The organism is Ruminiclostridium cellobioparum DSM 1351 = ATCC 15832 (assembly GCF_000621505.1).
Classification (GTDB): Bacteria; Bacillota; Clostridia; order Acetivibrionales; family DSM-1351; genus Ruminiclostridium; species Ruminiclostridium cellobioparum.
Window position 1 is genome coordinate 36,810 of sequence record NZ_JHYD01000024.1, and the last position, 18,440, is coordinate 55,249.

An 18,440-nucleotide genomic window follows, 5' to 3' on the forward strand; every position below is an offset into this window, starting at 1 on the left:
CCTTTATACCTTGCCCAGACAATAAAAGTCTGATAATTAATTATACCCTTGAGTATTCTGCTTTACAAGCCGCAGGCTGAAAAGAAAAATACCCGTTTCCAACATTATGATTATTTTTATTTCAAAAATTACCGATATAGAATTATAAAGACGAATTTTATTGAAGTGTTACGTGTACGAGTGGTCTGTACCGGCGGTCAAATTTCCCCGGATACATTTTGGATGTTATAATAGGCCACCGGGATGTATTTTTGCAATACTCGAATTATGGAGGACACATGTGGAAGTTATTTAACAGGAAAAAAAACGAACCCAGGCTGGATATAAAGGTCCTTATTAAAAATGACATATCTCTGCTGACTCTGGATGAGAGATGGAACGGTCTGTTTAAAAATATTGTAAAGACCGAGAAAATAACCGAATGCGAAGATAAGATCAAGGAACTGCTGAAGGAACAGTCAAGAGTCATAACCGAGTCCAAAGAGATAGCTGCCAAAAAGAAAGAGTGCATGGACAAAATAATAAAGCTTACCACCGAAGTTTTTGAAAATAATAATCAGGATGCTCAGACTGAAATGCAGGGATCTGAAAAGCAGATCGTAGGCATAAATAACCGGCTGGCAGAGATTGAGGAAAGACTGTCCGGCATTCCCAGGGAACTCAGGCAGGCAAATCTGGAGCTGCTTGAGCAAACCGTCAAAATAGTATATTTTTCCATAAGGGAAAATCAGCAGAGGGTGGCCGAGCTTGACCGGGAGATAGCAGAAACAAAGGAAAAGCTTATTAAGCTGGTGGACGAAAGGGAATTAAGGGCCCAGGATGATACCGACACATATTCATATTTTCACGACCTGCTGGGGGGAGATCAGCTCCAAAAGCTGGACGAAGTATATTTCAGCAGCAAAGAGTAAGACTAAATTTGTCTCCTGACTACAAGACGCTGCTGATTATGAAAGGAGAGTTATTGTGAAAGCTGTTACAGGCGCCCAGATGGGCGAAATCGACAAATATTCCATTGAGAAGCTGGGTATACCCGGGATGGTTCTTATGGAAAATGCCGCATTACAGGTTGTCAAACATATAGAGGCCTATTTCGGGCAAAATTCCAATTTACCCAGAGATGTCCTTCTGGTGGCAGGAAAGGGCAATAACGCCGGAGATGCGTTCGCGGTTGCCAGGCACCTGCTTGTCAAAGGCTATAATGCCAAAGTATACTGTTTGTTTGATAAAGCCTTTCTTATGGGGGATGCCAGGCTGAATTTTGATATTATCGAAAGGCTTGGTGCCCAAATAAGGCTTTTTGACGGAACCGGGGAAATTGCCGGATTTATAGATGAAATACGCAGGTCCCGGGCTGTCATAGACGGAATATTCGGGACAGGGTTCAGAGGACGGGCCAAGGGCTACCTTGCCGACGTAATAAATGCCATTAATGAAAATTCAAAATATACCATTTCCATAGATATTGCTTCGGGCATAGAGTCAGCTTCGGGAAAAGTCTCGGACAGCTGTATAAAAGCTGATGAAACCGTTACTTTTGAGCTGCCCAAGATTGGACAGCTGGTTTATCCGGGAGCTTCGTACACCGGAAAACTTGCCGTGGAAAGCATCGGCATGCCGGAGGAGGCAATTGCGAATATTGTTGTAAACACCCACCTGACCGACCTCCAAACCGTAAAGGATATAATTCCTGTGAGAAGTGCGGAATTCAACAAGGGAAGCTGCGGTAAGGTTGCAGTTGTCACAGGTTCACACGGTATGGCCGGTTCGGGTTGTCTCGCCTCCAGGGCCAGTCTGAGAACAGGCTCCGGTCTGGTATACATCGGAGCGCCCAAGAGCATGCTGTCCATATACCAGAGCGTTGTACCCGAGGCGGTAGGAGTGGGTCTGACAGAATATAACGGGATACTTGGCCAGAAAAGTACCGAGGGCATACTGAACCTGATAAAAAAATGTGATGTTGCCGCCATCGGACCGGGTCTTTCGGCAAATGAGAGCATATACCACATTATAGCAGCTGTGGCCGACAGCCTGGAGGTACCCGTGGTTCTGGATGCCGATGCCTTAAATGCCCTGTCACGGGATACAGGTATTTTGGCAAAGTTTAAAAAAGAGGTGGTCATCACTCCCCATCCTGGAGAGCTGGCCAGGCTGACAGGGCTTGATACGGCCTACATACAGGAGAACAGACTTGAAGTGGCCCGCAAATATTCCCAATTGTGGGGAATAACTGTTGTGCTGAAGGGGGCAAAGACGCTGATAGCCGACAGCAAGGGAACGGTGTACATCAACCCCACAGGCAATGCCGGCATGGCCACGGCAGGCAGCGGAGACTCGCTTACCGGCATTATTGCATCACTGATAGGACAGGGGGCAGGAGCCTTTGAGGCCGCCGTGGCCGGAGTGTTCATCCATGGGCTGGCAGGAGATATAGCGGCCCGGCAAAAGGGACAGCACGGTATGACAGCTATGGACATAGTGGAATGTATCCCGGCAGCCATGAAAAAAATTATTTAAAAGCAAACAGCAAATTTCCGCAGATTATTCCCGTATAGTTGGAGCTAATGAGTGACATTAAATAAAAATGAACATATTATTATAGTATAGCTGTTTGAACAGCTATAAATATAGTGATAATATTTTATTGTCATGATATGTTTTCAGTAAACAGAATTTGGTTATACTAGAGAAGGAAGTTATAAACAGAACTGCTTTAACTTCGAGCATACATAGAAAGCGATGGATATTACATTGATAAATTCCGTATCCGACTTTGATCCGGAAAGCTAATGTACACGGAGGATGAAAATGGAATATAAACTGAACAGGGCATGGGCCGAGATAAATCTTGACAACATTGCTCATAATATTCGTGAGATCAGAAAAATTACAAACAAAAATGCCGAGATCATGGGGGTGGTCAAGGCTGACGGATACGGACACGGAGTAATGGAGGTGGCAAGGACCCTCCTGGAGAACGGAGTGACAAGACTTGCGGTATCAATGCTGGATGAGGCCATCCAGCTGCGGAAGCAGGGAATAAACGTGCCCATACTTGTTCTGGGCTATACCGATCCCATCAGGGTAAATGAGATCATTGAAAATGATGTGACTCAATCGGTTTTCAGCCATGAATTGGCACAGGCACTTTCTGAAGAAGCGGTTAAGCAGGGACGCAAGGTTAAGATCCATATAAAAATTGATACGGGGATGACGAGGATCGGGTTTTTACCCGGATACAGCGCGGTCAAAAATGTTGTAGAGATCAGCCGTCTGCCAAACATAATAATTGAGGGATTATTTACTCACTTTGCAACAGCCGACGAAAAAAACAGAGAATTTACTTTAACACAGTTTGAACGTTTTATGAGTATATGCTATGAGCTTCAGAGAATCGGAATACATATCCCAGTCAAGCATTGCGCTAACAGCGCAGGAATTATTGAATATCCTGAAATGCATCTAGATATGGTTCGCCCGGGTATCATACAATATGGATTGTACCCGTCTGAAGAGGTAGACAGGAAAAAAATTCTCCTAAAGCCTGCAATGACTTTAAAAGCTAATGTAATTCTTGAGAAAGAGGTCGAAAAGGATACATCCATAAGTTATGGAAGAATATTTACAACCGGCAGGACATCTCGTATTGCCACCATTCCCATTGGTTACGCCGACGGCTATACACGGTTGCTGAGCAACAAGGGCAAGGTGCTCATACACGGTCAATATGCCCCGGTTGTGGGCAGGATCTGCATGGACCAGTGCATGGTGGATGTGACGGATTTAACCCGAAGGGTCGAGGTGGGAGATGAGGTTGTACTTATCGGTGCCCAGGGAGACAATGTAATTACCGCAGAGGATGTGGCCAACTCAATAGGTCTGATAAATTATGAACTTGTTTGTATTATCGGAAAGAGAATACCGAGGGCCTTCATCAAAGATGGAAAGATTTCGAAAATTCTGAATTACTTGATATGAGCGGGTTTTAAGAACATAGTAACATAAACTTAATTTGACCCGGTATTTGGTGGAGGGTTATAATATTCCTATACGTGTTCATGGTATTATCATATGGCTATGCTGATTTATTTGAATATTTGGAATATTATAAGATATAGAGAAAAGCTTATTAAGAAACGATGGATTTGTAAAAAGAAATTTCTGCCATTGTTTCTAAGAAGTGGGGGTAAATAAGTTGGCTCAATATAAAAAGATATTGATTAGCGTTCCGGACAACTTACTGGAAGAACTGGATATCATGGTTTCAAATGAGAAAACAAACAGAAGTATGATTGTCAGGGAAGCAATGAGTCTTTATATAAGAGAAAAACATAAGGTTGAATTGAGGGATAAAATGAAAAGGGGTTACGAAGAGATGGCAGAAATAAATCTGAGGCTTGCTGAGGGTTGCCTCGGAGCTGACAATGATCAGCAGAGCATATATGAGGAGAAGCTTGGGGAGATGGAGGAAACGTGGTAATAAAAAGAGGAGACATATATTATGCAGATCTGAGCCCGGTTATCGGCTCGGAACAGGGCGGTGTCAGACCTGTACTGATTGTTCAGAATGATATCGGTAATAAATATAGTCCAACTGTAATTGCAGCTGCAATTACTTCTCAGATAAATAAAGCAAAGCTGCCTACTCATATAGAAATAGGAGCTTTGGAATATGGTCTTGCAAAAGATTCTGTTATATTGCTTGAACAGATCAGAACCATTGATAAGAAACGCTTGAGAGAAAAGATCGGTCACCTTGACGAAGAACTTATGGATAAAGTAAACAATGCTCTGGAAGTCAGTTTTGGACTGTCGGAGCTATAATATAGATTACGGCAGTAAATACGAAAAACAGTATACGTTGTATTCAGGGTTTACTCCCCGGATATGAAAATACGTGCTTTGCACTCTGACGGAGGTTGGAATGAAAGAACTGAAGAGTTTGATAAAAAAGAGACACATTTTTATATTGGTTGCTTTTATATGCTGCTTTGCCCTGCTTCAGCTGGCACCGGCTGCCAGAGCCGAATCGGGAAGCGGACGGGTGATATACGACTCTACTTACATAGACAAATTGGAAGCCACCTTGAGGAGTTTGATTCAAAGTACCGGTGACGATTTGAAGAAGCAAATGTCGGCATCGGCTTCCAATACAAATCTGGAAAAGAAGCTCAGCGACACCGAAAAAGAACTTGCCGCACTGAAGGAGAGTATGGTATTCAAGGTTGTCAAGCTTCCGGCAGGTAAAATAATGCTGGGAGACAGCAGCGCTGAAATTATTGTCAGAACTAAAGGCGGTACCACTGCGTACATAGAAAAGACAGCATCCGGAGGGTTATCAAACCTTATTTCAGGCAAGGACCTGAAAAACGGGGAGGTTATTCCCGACAACCAGCTGCTGCTTGTTCCCAATGGTGACGGGAGAGGTATAAAAGCCTCAAAGGATTCATATGTTATGGTAAAGGGCATTTATACAATAAAATAAAATATTTCCATGCTTATGCAATTATTAATAAAAAGGAGCTTAATGTCGATACATTATTGAGCTCCTTTTTTAATGTTAAGAAAATTATAGTGTTAATAACCGTATTGATAAATGAATGGTAACAGGTGAAATAAAGTGATATAAAATTGCATTATTGAAATTACAAATAAATTTAAAAGGAAAATGTTCCTATGAATAAGCCGAATCAAGAGAAAACTGTACAACAAAAAAGAATAGATATTCTGATAAGGTTGAGTTTGATTTTAGTTATAGTGACCATCCTGTTCTTTTTCGTGGTTAAACCAATGCTGAAAAGGGACTATTATTTTGAGGTGGGTGAAAACTATACATTTGAAAATCTTGGCTCCCAAACCGGCAGAGACAGCTTTGATGTGGCCGTTGCAGGGGAAGGGATTGATGCGGTGGCAAGCGCTCTGGGATCGGCCGGAGTCGGCGCCAAGACTCTTCTGATCTATCCCTTGCCGGATCTGGGCCAGAGCATTAAGAACACACTTAATACAGACTGGTCCGAGGATTTTACACCCACGGGGAACAGCGTAAGTTCCGATTTCTTCAAGGGACTGCGGTACAAGGCCGGAGAGGGCTCAAACCTGGACAATTACATAAGTGAAATAATCAAAATGACTTCCGAGCAAAAAAATCTTACCATATTATTTGATTCCAGAGTTGCCGGAGTTATGAAGCAAAACGGTAAGATTAGCGGGCTTACAGTGAAAACGCCTGAAGAGACCAGAAATATACAGGCCGAGAGATACATTGATGCAAGTTGGTCGGGAGAGGTTCTGAAAGGGGCCGGCATTGCTTTTACCAAAGGGTACGGAGATATAGGAATTGAGGATTTATATCTGCCGGTCAAACTTAATTTTACGGTTTCGGGCGTTGACAATACCCAAATTCAAAAGCTGCTTAAAGAACAGGGCACCACAATAAATCTTCTCCTGAAAAGCTACAAAACAGGAGACCGGGATATTGGCATTTCAGGCCTGAATGTTTCGGATCAGGGGAATGGCAGCGTAATAATCGAAGCGGTAACTGTCACCAATGTTGATCTGAACGACGAACGGGCAGTTAAGACCGCATATGACAGGGCCAAAAAGGAATGTGAAGATTTTTACAGCTTTTTAAAGGCAAATCTTAAAGAGTTCAGCGAAGGAAATATTTCAGTAGCACCTGAATTTGTCATGTCAGCTCCGAATCATTTCAAGGGGCGGTATCATATGACCCTGAGCGATGTGCTTACGGGAAAAAGATATACAGACAGAATCAGTACGGCCTCCAGGCCTGTAACCCTTGTAATGAAAGACGGAAACAGATATCTTCTATGCAATCCGAAGACATTCTATATTCCGCTGGGTTCTCTCATACCCGAGGGTGTGGATAATGTATTGATGACAGGAGACAAGATTTCTGCTTCCCCTCTGGTGCAGACGGCTATCAACTCAAATGCAAGCAGGGCGGGGACGGGTTATGCAGCCGGAATAATTGCCGCTTACAGTATTTCAAAGGACATGGATATACCAATGCTTATAGAGGACAGAAATCTCGACACACAGCAGGAGATCGAGAAGATACTGAGAAAATCGGGTATTTACATGTCAGATATAAAAGAAGATGTGACCAGTATCACCGGAGACTGGAGCTATCCATATGCCGAAAAGCTGATCAACCTCGGGCTGTTAAGCGGAGGAGTTACCAACGACTTCAAATATGACAGGGAAGCCAAAAATAAGGATATGGCCTTTATATTGCTCAATGGTGTTCCAAGAGTGTCGGAGGAAGCATATAATTACAAGTTTGATATTTCGGTCAGAAAATATCTAAACGAGGAGCAGCTGACAAAAGACAGTTTTGGGGAAATAGTGCTGAGTATTTTTCATAAGGACGGAGTTAAAGGAAATTATTATGCAGAAGCCTGCAAACTTGGGCTGATAGATGAAAGCCTGCAAGGCAGGCTTAAAAATAAAAGTGTACTTAAACTTTCAGAGGTTTATTATGCTTCTGTGAAGCTTATGGAAAAACTGACCGGCCAGGCATTAAAATAATTGCAGTAATTTAACCTTCGGCAATATATGATTTTTAGGTTTTGCAGATCACAAGTACAATATGCAGAATATTGTACTAGGGTTTTATCAACCCAAGTCTTATTCCAAACACGTACATTATGAACTTCGGGAGCCTGAGCATTCTTTTAAAGCGCTTTGGCTCCTTGTATAATCTGTATAGCCACTCAAGTCCGTGGTTTCTGAAAAAGTCAGGTGCAAGCTTGACATTGCCTGCAAGGATATCCATTGTACCTCCGACTCCGATACATGCCTTAACCTTTAAACGGTCCTTGTTTTCGGTTATCCATTCTTCCTGTTTGGGGGCACCCAGACAGACCAGCAAAACCTCAGCACCGGAATTGTTTATATCATCTATTATTGAAGTCTCATCTTCTTTGGAAAAATAACCGTTCCGGGTACCGACAACCTCTGCGCCGGGATAGTCGCAGATAATATTTGCGTTGGCCTTTTCCGGTATTCCGGGCTTGCCGCCGAATAAATAAAACTTTATAGGTCTTTTCGAGGATGCCGTCAGAAGATTTTTAACAAGGTCAACACCTGAGACCTTTTCGGTGACTGCCTTGCCGATGATCTTTGAGGCCAGCACTACGCCTGCGCCGTCTGCAACAAGCATATCGGCTCCGTTCAGCATGGCTTTTATATCTTTATTTGTAATTCCATCCATCATGATCTCAGCATTGGGAGTGAAAATGGAATGATTTTGATCTGAGCCAATAAATTCATATACCCTGTCAACAGCCTGTTCCATTGATATGTCGTCAATATTGATACCTGCAATCTGTACTATTTTTCTCATATGGGCCTCCAAATATGGCATACGGGTCCAAAGGCAGTCCCAAATATCTAAGTTCTAATGGGAGCCTTGACCCAACTACCTCTACAGTTTAGAATATAAGGGTTTATTTGTCAACGATTGTTACCCGGCACTGGGAGGTCTACCCAGCAGTAATGTACACTGGCAGTCAGGAGAACTATAATATTGTTGAGGAGAATTAATCCTGATATAATTATGATATAGTTAATTTATAGGAGGATTGCCTTTATGGGTATTGAGTATGTTAATGAATCAAATTTTATCGTCAGAAAGTCCGGGAGGGAAAATAACAGCTATTACATTGACTATCTGGGTGTATACAAGATTATAGACATCTCCAAACTGGTTCGCCTGGAGGCTTCTATTATAAAGGAAAAATACCTGAAATATGATGCTGTATATTTTGATGAACTTGATGTATATTATTTCAATGATATTGAAAAGGCCAAGAGTGCAATTAACGATATACTCAAAAATTTGAAGTCCAGCCAAAAAGGCCGGATAATTCAGCTCACAGAGGCCGAAATCGAATATATAAGACAGGCTCTTATCAATGAGGGTGTAAACAACATAAGAGTGAGTTCAAAAGTAAAGGATAATATCTTCAAAAAGCTTAATTCCTAAAAAGAATAATTCAGTTTGAGCACAAATTATAAACGCAGAAACTGTGATACTGTTGTGGAAAAAATTAATCTGCAAGTTTGGCATGCAAATCCTGCAAAACTCCTTGTAAAATTGTATGTTTTAATGTATTATTATTGCATATTGAATAAATATACATAATTGAAAAGGGGTGTAGGGATAAATGAACAAGATAAAGAGAGTTTTAATCTGTTTGTCGGCATTGCTTATCATTGCTTTGACCGTAACCGCGTGCGGATCATCTGCTTCAAGAAATGAAAATGTTTTAAAGGTTGGAATTGACGACACATATCCTCCTATGGAATATAAAGATGATTCCGGGGCAAATACAGGGTTTGATATTGAGGTCGCTCAGGCTTTAGGTGAAAAGCTGGGAATGAAGGTAGAGTTTGTTCCCACTGCATGGACGGCTATATTTTCAGCGTTAGAGGCTGAAAAGTATGATGTTATCATATCTTCCTTAAGTATAACCGAGGAAAGACAAAAAACACTGACTTATACAAGACCATATATTGCCAATAACCAGGTTATCATAGTTAAGAAAGACCTGGAAGGAATAAATTCAGAAAAAGACCTTAAAGATAAAATTGTATGTGTGCAAATGGGTACAACCTCGGATGAATCCTGTAAGGAGTTTAACAAAGTGACTCCATTCAAGGAATACAAGCAGTATGAGAAGATGACGGAAGCATTGAGTGAATTGAAAATAGGAAGAGTTGATGCTCTTGTTGCCGATCTTGTTGTAGCCAAGTACTTTGTCGCAAAGGATCCCGACAGTTACAAAATCGTAAACACAACTCTGCCAAACGAACCGATAGGTGCGGCTGTTAAAAAATCCAATACTGCCTTGGCTGAGAAGCTTGACAAGGCAATGGAAGAAATTATGAACGACGGTACTTTAAAGAAGATATCCGAAAAATGGTTTGGAGAAGATATGACTTCAAATATTGAGTAGTTTAAATAATAGTGTATATATGTAAAACAAACTATAGGGCTTTCCGGCCCTATAGATTTGTTATTTTAATAGGGAGCTGTGTATAATTATGTTAGAGGCTTTTCATTTTTTCCCAAGATTACTGCATGGTACATGGGTTACAATTCAACTTACCATAGTAGCTATAATTTTTGGTGTTATATTCGGACTGGTCCTTGCATTAGGAAGATTATCAAAAAACCAGATACTCAATAAAATATCATGGCTGTATATTTGGTTTTTTAGAGGCACTCCTCTGCTGATGCAATTGTTTTTTATATATTATGCATTTCCGCTTTTTTTTAATCCGCCGCTTAAATATTCAGCCTGGGTTGCCTGTTACATTGCATTCAGCTTGAATTCGGCTGCGTACCTGGCTGAAATAATAAGAGCTGCAATCCAGTCAATTGACAAGGGACAGATGGAAGCCGCCAAAGCCCTTGGTATGAGTTATGGACAAGCCATGAGGAGAATTATCGTTCCCCAGTCATATAGAAGATTAATTCCACCCGTTGGAAATGAATTTATAATGCTCATTAAGGATACTTCTCTTGTATCTATTGTTGCTATGCCGGATTTAATGAGAGTTACACATGAAATAGAAAGTACCAATGCAAATGCAGCCATATATTTGCCATCAGCAATTATATATCTGGCCATAACTACTATTTGTACAATTGTATTCGAAAAGCTTGAAAAGAAATACTCAGTATATGAATAAGGGAGAGAGACGGCATGGGAAAAATGATAACGGTAGAAAATGTATTTAAGTCGTTTGGAACCCTGGAAGTGCTTAAAAACATAAATCTGGAGGTTCAGCAGGGAGAGGTCCTTTGTATAATAGGCCCCAGCGGATCCGGTAAAAGTACATTGCTCAGATGTCTGAACCATCTTGAAGTAATAACCAGCGGGAAGGTAATGATAGAAAATGAACTTCTGGCGGAAAAGATCGACGGCAAAAACCAGTTTAAAATCACACATAAAAAGATATCCGAGATATGTGCCGAATTAGGCATGGTTTTTCAGAGATTCAATTTGTTCCCCCATATGACCGTAATACAAAATATAATTGAAGCACCTGTTTCTGTAAAAAAGGTTCCCAGGGCGGAAGCTGTTGAATATGGAATGGAACTGCTGAAAATGGTCGGACTGGAAGACAAAAAGGACGAGTATCCTGCACGTCTGTCAGGCGGTCAGCAGCAAAGGGTTGCCATCGCCAGAGCATTGGCTATGAAGCCTAAAATAATGTTATTTGATGAACCTACCTCAGCACTTGATCCCGAACTGGTGGGAGAAGTTCTTGAGGTCATGAAAAAACTGGCAAGAGACGGTATGACCATGATTGTTGTTACTCATGAAATGGGATTTGCCAGAGAAGTCGGTTCGAGAGTGATATTTATGGATAAAGGTGAAATCAGTGAAGAGGGCCTGCCCGAAGAGATATTCAGCAATCCGAAAAATGAAAGAACCAGAGCCTTTTTACAGAAAGTTTTATAATTGATTTGCAGGTTTGATAAAAATAACAGTATAATAATGTTTAGATGAGTAAAAAAAACATATATTAGATATATATGTTTTTTTGTATTGTAAAATAATAATGCCCGTATATCAGCAGGCCACTCCGCCGGTATACGGTAATTGCGGAGGATGAATGCTACTAAAAAAAGTAATAAATTTTTTAAAGGTTTATTTGCTGATCACTTTTGGAGCTGCAATAACTGCACTTGCCATAAATATATTTCTGGTTCCGTATAAAATTGCCCCGGGAGGACTCAGCGGTCTGGCCACAGTTATTTATTATCTGAGCGGCGGCAGGTTCCCGGTGGGAACTACAATGCTGGTTATAAACATTCCGCTGTTTATAATGGGTTATAAATTCATAGGAAAGCATTTCTTTGTAAGAACCCTGTATGGAACCATCATACTATCGGTAATCATTGATTTGACTGAGACCTATATGGGGGATCTGGCAAAAAAATTATTGGTTGGTGAAGCAGGCCGGGCTTCGACTCCCGATATTTTATTGTACAGTATTATCGGAGGTTTCCTGAGCGGTATCGGGCTGGGTATTGTCCTGAAAATGGAGGCTACAACCGGCGGAACCGAATTGGCGGCAAAGCTGCTGAATAAGCCTGTAAAGAATTTAACCATAGGTCAGATACTGCTGACCATAGACGCATTGATTATTATATTTGCCATTATTGCCTTCAATAGTGTGCTTATAGGTCTGTACTCTCTTGTAAGCCTGTATATTACAACAAAGATCATAGATGCAATGGTTGAAGGTGTTGATTACGCCCGTGCTGTTTTAATCATTTCGGAGCAGCAGGAGGAGATCGCAAAGAGGATCATCAGTGAAATGGACAGGGGGGTAACCGAACTCAAGGGCAGAGGAGTATACTCGGGCAAGGACAAGAATGTCCTTCTTTGTGTTTTATCCAGAAATGAGATCCTGCCTTTAAAGGAAATAGTCCATGATCTGGACTCCAATGCCTTTATGATTCTGGCGGATGTCAGAGAAGTGCTGGGGGAGGGTTTTAACGGTGTGCCAAAGAAGTGAGCCCGGCAAAATATTTGAAGGCTCCAATAGTTACGATTTATAAGACTCGCTTATGCGGGTCTTTTTTGCATATATCTGCATTTAATTGTACACTCGGATTCTTCGATGTTAAGTAAACAGGGAGCATTTTGTCAGGTTTGTCCTGAGCAAAAAGTCACGAGGGATATTTTGGCAAATAATATTAATTAAAATATTTGTTTTAACCAATTGAAAAGGTGGCATTTATAATATGACATGTCTGACTATATAGAGCGGAAAGCGTTATATCTGGTTATATATAGAAATATTCCTGCTATTTACATATTAAAAAAATCGGAGGATAAACAATGAAACTAAGAATTGGTGTAAAAATTTTATTTAGTTTTTCTATAGTTACGGTATTAATAATTTTGGTAAGTGTCATTGGCTTTTCGGGAATGAATTCGCTGAACAGATCATACGAAGAAATAGTTAATGTAAATCTCCCAGTTGAGACCCTTGTGAAGGAAGTGAGATCCATTAACCTGGAACAGGTAGCCGCGGCAAGAGGGTATATCATATACAAGGATGAACAGTATCCTACACTTTTCAGAGCGCTGTCAAAACAGCTGGAGGATGTATTTAAGAAGATTGAGGCAGATGCAGAGACTCCGGAGTCCCGGGAATATCTCAAGTCGTTGAAAAAGGCCGACGAAGAGTACAGTAAAGGTGTAGAAGTCATATTTAATTATGTCAGGGAAGGAAAGATTGAGGAAGCTGTTGCATATGGAGACAATATAAGGGGACAGGTAAATGAAATCAAGGAAATAACAAGTGTCTGGAGTGCTTATGTCAATAAAATGGACGCAGAAATATTAAAGCAGACCGACAAGGATATGACGTCAAGGATATTACTCCTTATTATCATGATTGCTGCTGCCATATTCGGTGCAATAGTGATAGGCATCAATCTGACCCGGATAATAGCGAGACCTGTAAAAGGACTTACTGAAATAGCCGGTAAGATTTCGGAAGGGGACCTGACACAAACCATACCTGAAACCGGCTCCGGGGATGAAATCAGTGAATTGGGCAAAGCATTCTCACTGATGGTAGCCAACCTCAGAGGCCTGATTGTAAATGTCAATGATGCATCACAGGAGCTGGTGGCTTCAAGCGAGGAACTTGCAGCCTCCTCCGAAGAGGTTTCCAAGGTATCGGAACAAATAGCAACAGCGGTATCGGAACTTGCAACAGGTGCATCTGAACAGGCCATTTTATCCGAAAAGGGCAATGCCGAGATTCTTGAGACAGTTGAGGGATTATCCCGGATAGCTGAAGAGATGGCAGAGTCCAATAAAATGATGGAGTACACTAAAACAGTTGTCAATAACGGTGAGGCTCTGGTGAAATACCAGGAAGAAAAAGTGCTTGAAAATAATCAAACATCAGCGGAAGTGTCTGAGGCCATAACCGAATTATCCGGCAAGTCTGCCGAAATAGGAAAGATATTGGAGGTTATTCGGGGAATTGCGGATCAAACAAATTTATTGGCGTTAAATGCAGCCATAGAAGCTGCAAGAGCGGGAGAAGCGGGAAAGAGTTTTTCAGTGGTTGCCGATGAAATCCGCAAACTTGCCGAACAGTCAAGTTCTTCGGTGAAACAGATCGATTCCATTATAAAACAGGTACAAGCGAGTGTGGGTACGGCTGTAGCCAAAATGGATAAATCCAAGGCTGCCGTTGAAGAACAGACAGCTGCTCTGGAAAACACAGTCTCGGCCTTTAATGACATAGCCAGAGAAGTGGATACTATCAGCGGTAAGATCCTGCTTGTGGCTGAGGCATCTGAGGCCTTGAGCAAAAAGGCGGTCCTGGCCGGTGATGACATGACGGGAATAGCCAGTGTTGCCCAGCAGACTGCCGCCAGTACCCAGGAGGTTGCAGCATCGGCGGAGGAACAGTCCTCCACCGTACATCAGATTACCGATGCGGCAGAGGGCTTGTCACAGCTGGCTGTGCAGCTCCAGGAAAGCATAAGCAGGTTCCAGGTGTAAATTTACATTTGTAATATTCCAGGACTGCCAACAGACCCATATGGTTTGTTGGCAGTTTTTTCAACGTATAGGAAATTATATGTTTTAGATGATACGTAAATCCTTGGTATATGTAGGTTACAAACTGCACACTAAAATCTGTAAATTCCTATACGTGGGGATTGAAAAGGGGATTTGCGAAGCAAATTTCTTGTTTTATAAAACCAGGTTTGATTAACATGTCGAATTATGTTATTTTATATCATATAAGAATGAATGAAAAAAAGAATACAGGGGGCTTGTGCGTGAGGTCAAAACGTTTTTTCAGTTTACAGTATAAGGTCTTACTTTTTTCTTGTGCCATAATAATAATACCTGTAATCGTTTTAGGAATAATTTCCTTTATAAAATCCTCTCAGATACTTCAGGAAAAGGTCGCTCTTTCCAATATGAATACTGTAAAACAGATCGGCAACAACATCGAATTCATAGTAAAAAACATCGGAGATACCTCTTTGTATCTCATACAGAATGAGGATGTCCGGGATTTTTTGAAATTGCGGGGGACCGAACCCAAAGAGGTAATTTCAAAAAAGAAGATAAAAATTGAAACCGATATGATGCAGCTAATGGCTTCTAAAACCTTTGTGGATTCAATTTATATCAAGGGTTTTAACAACTTTGAACTCAATACCACAGGAGTCAGAAACATAATAGATGCGCAAACCATAGAGAAGGCAGCAGGGCTCAGAGGCGGGACAATGTGGTATTTGAACAAGGTAATCAACTATAATGACAAATATACAAATGTTTTTTCCATGATAAGAATAGTTAACGATATATCAAATGTTTCAAATAAACTGGCCATATTAAAAATTGATATGCAGGAAAATGCCTTTTATAACATATATAAAGATAAAATAATCGGAAAAAATGATGATTTCTTTATCATCAACGAGGCCGGAATCATAGTTTCTGCCACAAATGCCAATAAGATCGGCCAAAAATTCAATTATAAGGATTATGGGGGCAGGTCCTTTGACGCTTCCGAAGGCTATTTTGAATATCTGTCTACGGGAAAAGACTGCCTGGTAACTTATTACACCATTGACAGCCTTGGGTGGAAGGTATTGAATATAGTGCCCACAAAAGAACTTCTGAAGGAAAATATGGCCACTCAGGGTGCAATTCTTGCAGCTATGCTTATAAGTTTCTCCATATGCCTTGTGCTAGCCATATTATTTTCAAAAAAGATACTGCGAAGAATCAAATTACTTAACAAAATGATGGTGAAACTTGAACACGAGGACTTTGAGGTTTTCATAGAGCCCAAAGGCAATGATGAGGTTACTCTGTTAAGCAGGAGCTTTAATAAGATGGCAGCCAAGCTGAAGGAACTTATCCAAAAAGTCTATTCCGTCCAATTAAAACAGAGGGAGGCTGAATTGAGAGCTCTGCAGGCTCAGATAAATCCCCATTTTCTGTATAATACACTGGATAATATCTACTGGATGGGAAGAATGGAAAAGGCCTTTGAAACCTGTACCCTGGTAGAAGCTCTTTCAAAGCTGTTCAGACTGAGCTTGAACAGCGGCAATGAAATAACCACCGTCAGAAGCGAAATTGAACATGTTAAAAATTATATTGTTATTCAACAGGCAAGATATAGAAATATGATTAATTTTACACTGGATATTGATCCGGAAGTCCTGGACTGCGTTACATTGAAGCTTGTCCTGCAGCCTCTTATAGAAAACTCAATCGTTCACGGGATAGAGCAAAAGGGAGAAACCGGGCAGATAGACATAGTTATCAAGCATGAATATGAAAATCTCATATTTATTGTGAGTGATAATGGTTACGGTGTTGATCTTGATGAAATCAGGAAGCTTTTGAATGAGAGTTCATCAAATAATAAAGGTCTGGCAATTAAGAATGTTAATGACAGGATCAAACTCTATTTCGGTGATAATTACGGGCTTGAATTCTTCAACCGTAAAAGCGGGACGACTGTTATTGTAATTCAACCTTTTGGCAGGGGGAGTGTCGATAATGATTAAAATTATGATAGTAGATGATGAATATGTTATCAGGCAGGGTATTATAACATCCATTGACTGGGAGGCCCTGGGCATGACTGTCGCGGGAGAGGCTGCCAACGGCAGGGAGGCGTATGAGAAGGCCCTGGACCTGAAACCTGATATTATCGTTACGGATGTAAAAATGCCTATAATGGATGGCCTGGAGTTAATAAAGCTGCTCAGGGAGACCATGCCCAGGGTAAGAGTGGTCATCATCAGCGGTTATGATGAATTTCAATATGCCAGGGAGGCTCTGCGGCTGGGAGTGGGGGAATACCTGCTCAAGCCCATCGGTGCCGAAGAGCTGATAAAGATAATGATGAAACAATGTGACGAAATAATTAAAGAGTCCAGTGAAATGGACAGGGAAACCAAAATAAAAAATATCTTTACCGAGAACCTGTATTATATGCAGGAAAAATTCATAACCTCTGTTGTAAAGGGCGAATACGGGGACTGGGCAAATTTTTCCGACAAGTCAAGAGAATTGAACCTGGATATGTCAGGGAAGGACTACCAGGCAGTTATAATGGAAATTGACGATTACCTTCTGATTACCGAAAGTATGTCTCCGGTTGAAAAAAAACAGATTAGAAATAATGTCAAAAGCATTGCTGACAGGATATTAAGCCCGTCAACAAACAGTTTGTTTTATTTCGGAGACAATGATTATCTGTTTTCAATTATAAATGTTAAGGATTCAAACAGATATGACCTGAATAATTTGTACAGGGAAATCCAGTATGTGATAAATAAGAATCACGGTATTACCGTTACATTGGGACTCAGCAATATTTACAAGAGTGTGTGCGATATCCCCAAAGCCTTTGAGGAAGCACTTGACACTATCGGAAACAAGGCATTTAAAGGAAAAAATAAAATAATCAGTGCAAATGACGTAGATAAGCCCGTAGGGACCTCTCCTGTAATTTACCCGTCTTCTCTGGAAAAGGAGATCATTGGATATATCAAGACTGTGGATTCCGAAAAGCTGGATATGTCCCTGGACAGAATGTATTCAATCCTGTCAGGTGCAAAAGCGGATTACAGGGATATAAAAAATATTTGCCTGCGGTTGATAACTGTTGCCGAAAGTCAGCTGGAGGAGCTTGGTGTCGAATACGGGAATAAAAGCAGCAAGAAGTTTGAATACTACATGGAAATAGAAAAATACGATACGCTTGAAGATATAAAGATCTGGAACAAAAGTATTTTTCAATCCTTTATTGAAGAAATCCAGAAAAATAAAAACGACAAATTCAAGGGTATTGTCAGGGTGGCAATGCAATACACCAATGAACATTATTATGAGGATATAGGGGTTGAGCATATTGCAGCCATCACCTACGTGACTCCCAACTATTTCAGCCGGATATTCAAGAAGGAGACCGGCAGGAGTTTTACCGAATGGCTGAACACCATGAGACTTGATAAGGCCAAAGTGCTTTTAAAGGATCCGAGGCTGAAAGTATATGAGGTGGCTGAGAAAGTTGGATATAATGATTATAAGATCTTTACCCATAATTTTAAAAAATATGTGGGCTGCACTCCCAAGGAATACCGGGAAAATATACTGCAATCAGCCCAAAACCATATGAATATGCCGGAATGATAATATTTCGGCTATTTTTAAAATATGAAAATTTGCTCGCTTCACAGAACTGAACACTAAAACAATTAAGCGCAGCAAATTTTCTTGTTTTCCGGTCTAAAATTCAACACAACACAAATTACGATATTTGTATAGATATAACTACTATTATTTTTATGTGGGAGACCATATAATTCAAATATGATCCGGGGCCCC

Annotated in this window: 16 protein-coding genes; 15 read left to right on the forward strand and 1 reads right to left on the reverse strand. The window is 40.9% G+C overall.

From position 1 onward, the window contains the following. Window positions 1-278 precede the first annotated feature (278 nt). The 7 genes from T344_RS0109515 to T344_RS0109545 all read left to right on the forward strand — a co-directional run bounded on the left by T344_RS0109515 (window position 279) and on the right by T344_RS0109545 (window position 7,548). Window positions 279-911, forward strand: coding sequence for a coiled-coil domain-containing protein (locus T344_RS0109515; protein ID WP_027628506.1), 633 nt, complete (start codon window positions 279-281; stop codon window positions 909-911). A gap of 55 nt (window positions 912-966) precedes the next feature. Continuing rightward, window positions 967-2,517: a bifunctional ADP-dependent NAD(P)H-hydrate dehydratase/NAD(P)H-hydrate epimerase gene (locus T344_RS0109520; RefSeq protein WP_027628507.1), complete on the forward strand. Its 1,551-nt coding sequence runs from the start codon at window positions 967-969 to the stop codon at window positions 2,515-2,517. 291 nt (window positions 2,518-2,808) lie between these two features. Next, on the forward strand, window positions 2,809-3,978 hold the full coding sequence (gene alr / locus T344_RS0109525) for an alanine racemase (RefSeq protein ID WP_027628508.1): 1,170 nt from the start codon (window positions 2,809-2,811) through the stop codon (window positions 3,976-3,978). 217 nt (window positions 3,979-4,195) lie between these two features. Then, the gene (locus T344_RS0109530) at window positions 4,196-4,480 is read left to right on the forward strand and encodes a CopG family ribbon-helix-helix protein (RefSeq protein ID WP_004627658.1); all 285 of its coding nucleotides are present in this window, start codon (window positions 4,196-4,198) and stop codon (window positions 4,478-4,480) included. Beyond that, entirely contained in the window at window positions 4,474-4,824 is a 351-nt protein-coding gene (locus T344_RS0109535; RefSeq protein WP_004627529.1) for a type II toxin-antitoxin system PemK/MazF family toxin, read from the forward strand. Before T344_RS0109530 ends, T344_RS0109535 begins: the two co-directional genes overlap by 7 nt. A 100-nt stretch (window positions 4,825-4,924) precedes the next feature. Beyond that, entirely contained in the window at window positions 4,925-5,485 is a 561-nt protein-coding gene (locus T344_RS0109540) for a hypothetical protein (RefSeq protein WP_027628509.1), read from the forward strand. 191 nt (window positions 5,486-5,676) lie between these two features. Beyond that, entirely contained in the window at window positions 5,677-7,548 is a 1,872-nt protein-coding gene (locus tag T344_RS0109545) for an FAD-dependent oxidoreductase (RefSeq protein WP_027628510.1), read from the forward strand. Window positions 7,549-7,624: 76 nt separating this feature from the next. Here T344_RS0109545 and T344_RS0109550 read toward each other — a convergent pair whose 3' ends face one another. Then, window positions 7,625-8,365, reverse strand: a complete 741-nt coding sequence (locus T344_RS0109550; RefSeq protein WP_004627569.1) for a WecB/TagA/CpsF family glycosyltransferase — start codon at window positions 8,363-8,365, stop codon at window positions 7,625-7,627. Window positions 8,366-8,611: 246 nt separating this feature from the next. Between T344_RS0109550 and T344_RS0109555 the strand changes: the two genes are divergently transcribed. The 8 genes from T344_RS0109555 to T344_RS0109590 all read left to right on the forward strand — a co-directional run bounded on the left by T344_RS0109555 (window position 8,612) and on the right by T344_RS0109590 (window position 18,245). Then, window positions 8,612-9,007, forward strand: coding sequence for a hypothetical protein (locus tag T344_RS0109555; protein ID WP_027628511.1), 396 nt, complete (start codon window positions 8,612-8,614; stop codon window positions 9,005-9,007). A gap of 181 nt (window positions 9,008-9,188) precedes the next feature. After that, on the forward strand, window positions 9,189-9,980 hold the full coding sequence (locus tag T344_RS0109560) for a substrate-binding periplasmic protein (RefSeq protein WP_027628512.1): 792 nt from the start codon (window positions 9,189-9,191) through the stop codon (window positions 9,978-9,980). Window positions 9,981-10,068: 88 nt separating this feature from the next. Continuing rightward, the gene (locus T344_RS0109565; protein WP_027628513.1) at window positions 10,069-10,719 is read left to right on the forward strand and encodes an amino acid ABC transporter permease; all 651 of its coding nucleotides are present in this window, start codon (window positions 10,069-10,071) and stop codon (window positions 10,717-10,719) included. Between the two features lie 14 nt (window positions 10,720-10,733). After that, a complete protein-coding gene (ehuA, locus tag T344_RS0109570) occupies window positions 10,734-11,495 on the forward strand; it encodes an ectoine/hydroxyectoine ABC transporter ATP-binding protein EhuA (RefSeq protein WP_051571728.1) in 762 nt (253 codons plus the stop codon). A gap of 154 nt (window positions 11,496-11,649) precedes the next feature. Continuing rightward, window positions 11,650-12,558, forward strand: a complete 909-nt coding sequence (locus tag T344_RS0109575) for a YitT family protein (RefSeq protein ID WP_027628515.1) — start codon at window positions 11,650-11,652, stop codon at window positions 12,556-12,558. Window positions 12,559-12,884: 326 nt separating this feature from the next. Further along, window positions 12,885-14,573, forward strand: coding sequence for a methyl-accepting chemotaxis protein (locus T344_RS0109580; RefSeq protein ID WP_027628516.1), 1,689 nt, complete (start codon window positions 12,885-12,887; stop codon window positions 14,571-14,573). 284 nt (window positions 14,574-14,857) lie between these two features. Beyond that, window positions 14,858-16,612 carry a sensor histidine kinase gene (locus tag T344_RS0109585; RefSeq protein ID WP_169738699.1) on the forward strand — a complete coding sequence of 585 codons (1,755 nt, stop codon included), beginning with the start codon at window positions 14,858-14,860 and terminating at the stop codon, window positions 16,610-16,612. Further along, complete coding sequence (locus tag T344_RS0109590; protein ID WP_027628518.1) at window positions 16,605-18,245, forward strand: response regulator; 1,641 nt, start codon at window positions 16,605-16,607, stop codon at window positions 18,243-18,245. Before T344_RS0109585 ends, T344_RS0109590 begins: the two co-directional genes overlap by 8 nt. The last annotated feature ends 195 nt before the right edge of the window (window positions 18,246-18,440 follow it).

Coding starts and splice junctions, on each gene's coding strand:
- T344_RS0109515 (WP_027628506.1), top strand. CDS start 279: ATGTGGAAGTTATTTAACAGGAAAAAAAACGAACCCAGGCTGGATATA.
- alr (WP_027628508.1), top strand. CDS start 2,809: ATGGAATATAAACTGAACAGGGCATGGGCCGAGATAAATCTTGACAAC.
- T344_RS0109540 (WP_027628509.1), top strand. CDS start 4,925: ATGAAAGAACTGAAGAGTTTGATAAAAAAGAGACACATTTTTATATTG.
- T344_RS0109545 (WP_027628510.1), top strand. CDS start 5,677: ATGAATAAGCCGAATCAAGAGAAAACTGTACAACAAAAAAGAATAGAT.
- T344_RS0109550 (WP_004627569.1), bottom strand. CDS start 8,365: ATGAGAAAAATAGTACAGATTGCAGGTATCAATATTGACGACATATCA.
- T344_RS0109555 (WP_027628511.1), top strand. CDS start 8,612: ATGGGTATTGAGTATGTTAATGAATCAAATTTTATCGTCAGAAAGTCC.
- T344_RS0109560 (WP_027628512.1), top strand. CDS start 9,189: ATGAACAAGATAAAGAGAGTTTTAATCTGTTTGTCGGCATTGCTTATC.
- T344_RS0109565 (WP_027628513.1), top strand. CDS start 10,069: ATGTTAGAGGCTTTTCATTTTTTCCCAAGATTACTGCATGGTACATGG.
- ehuA (WP_051571728.1), top strand. CDS start 10,734: ATGGGAAAAATGATAACGGTAGAAAATGTATTTAAGTCGTTTGGAACC.
- T344_RS0109575 (WP_027628515.1), top strand. CDS start 11,650: ATGCTACTAAAAAAAGTAATAAATTTTTTAAAGGTTTATTTGCTGATC.
- T344_RS0109580 (WP_027628516.1), top strand. CDS start 12,885: ATGAAACTAAGAATTGGTGTAAAAATTTTATTTAGTTTTTCTATAGTT.
- T344_RS0109590 (WP_027628518.1), top strand. CDS start 16,605: ATGATTAAAATTATGATAGTAGATGATGAATATGTTATCAGGCAGGGT.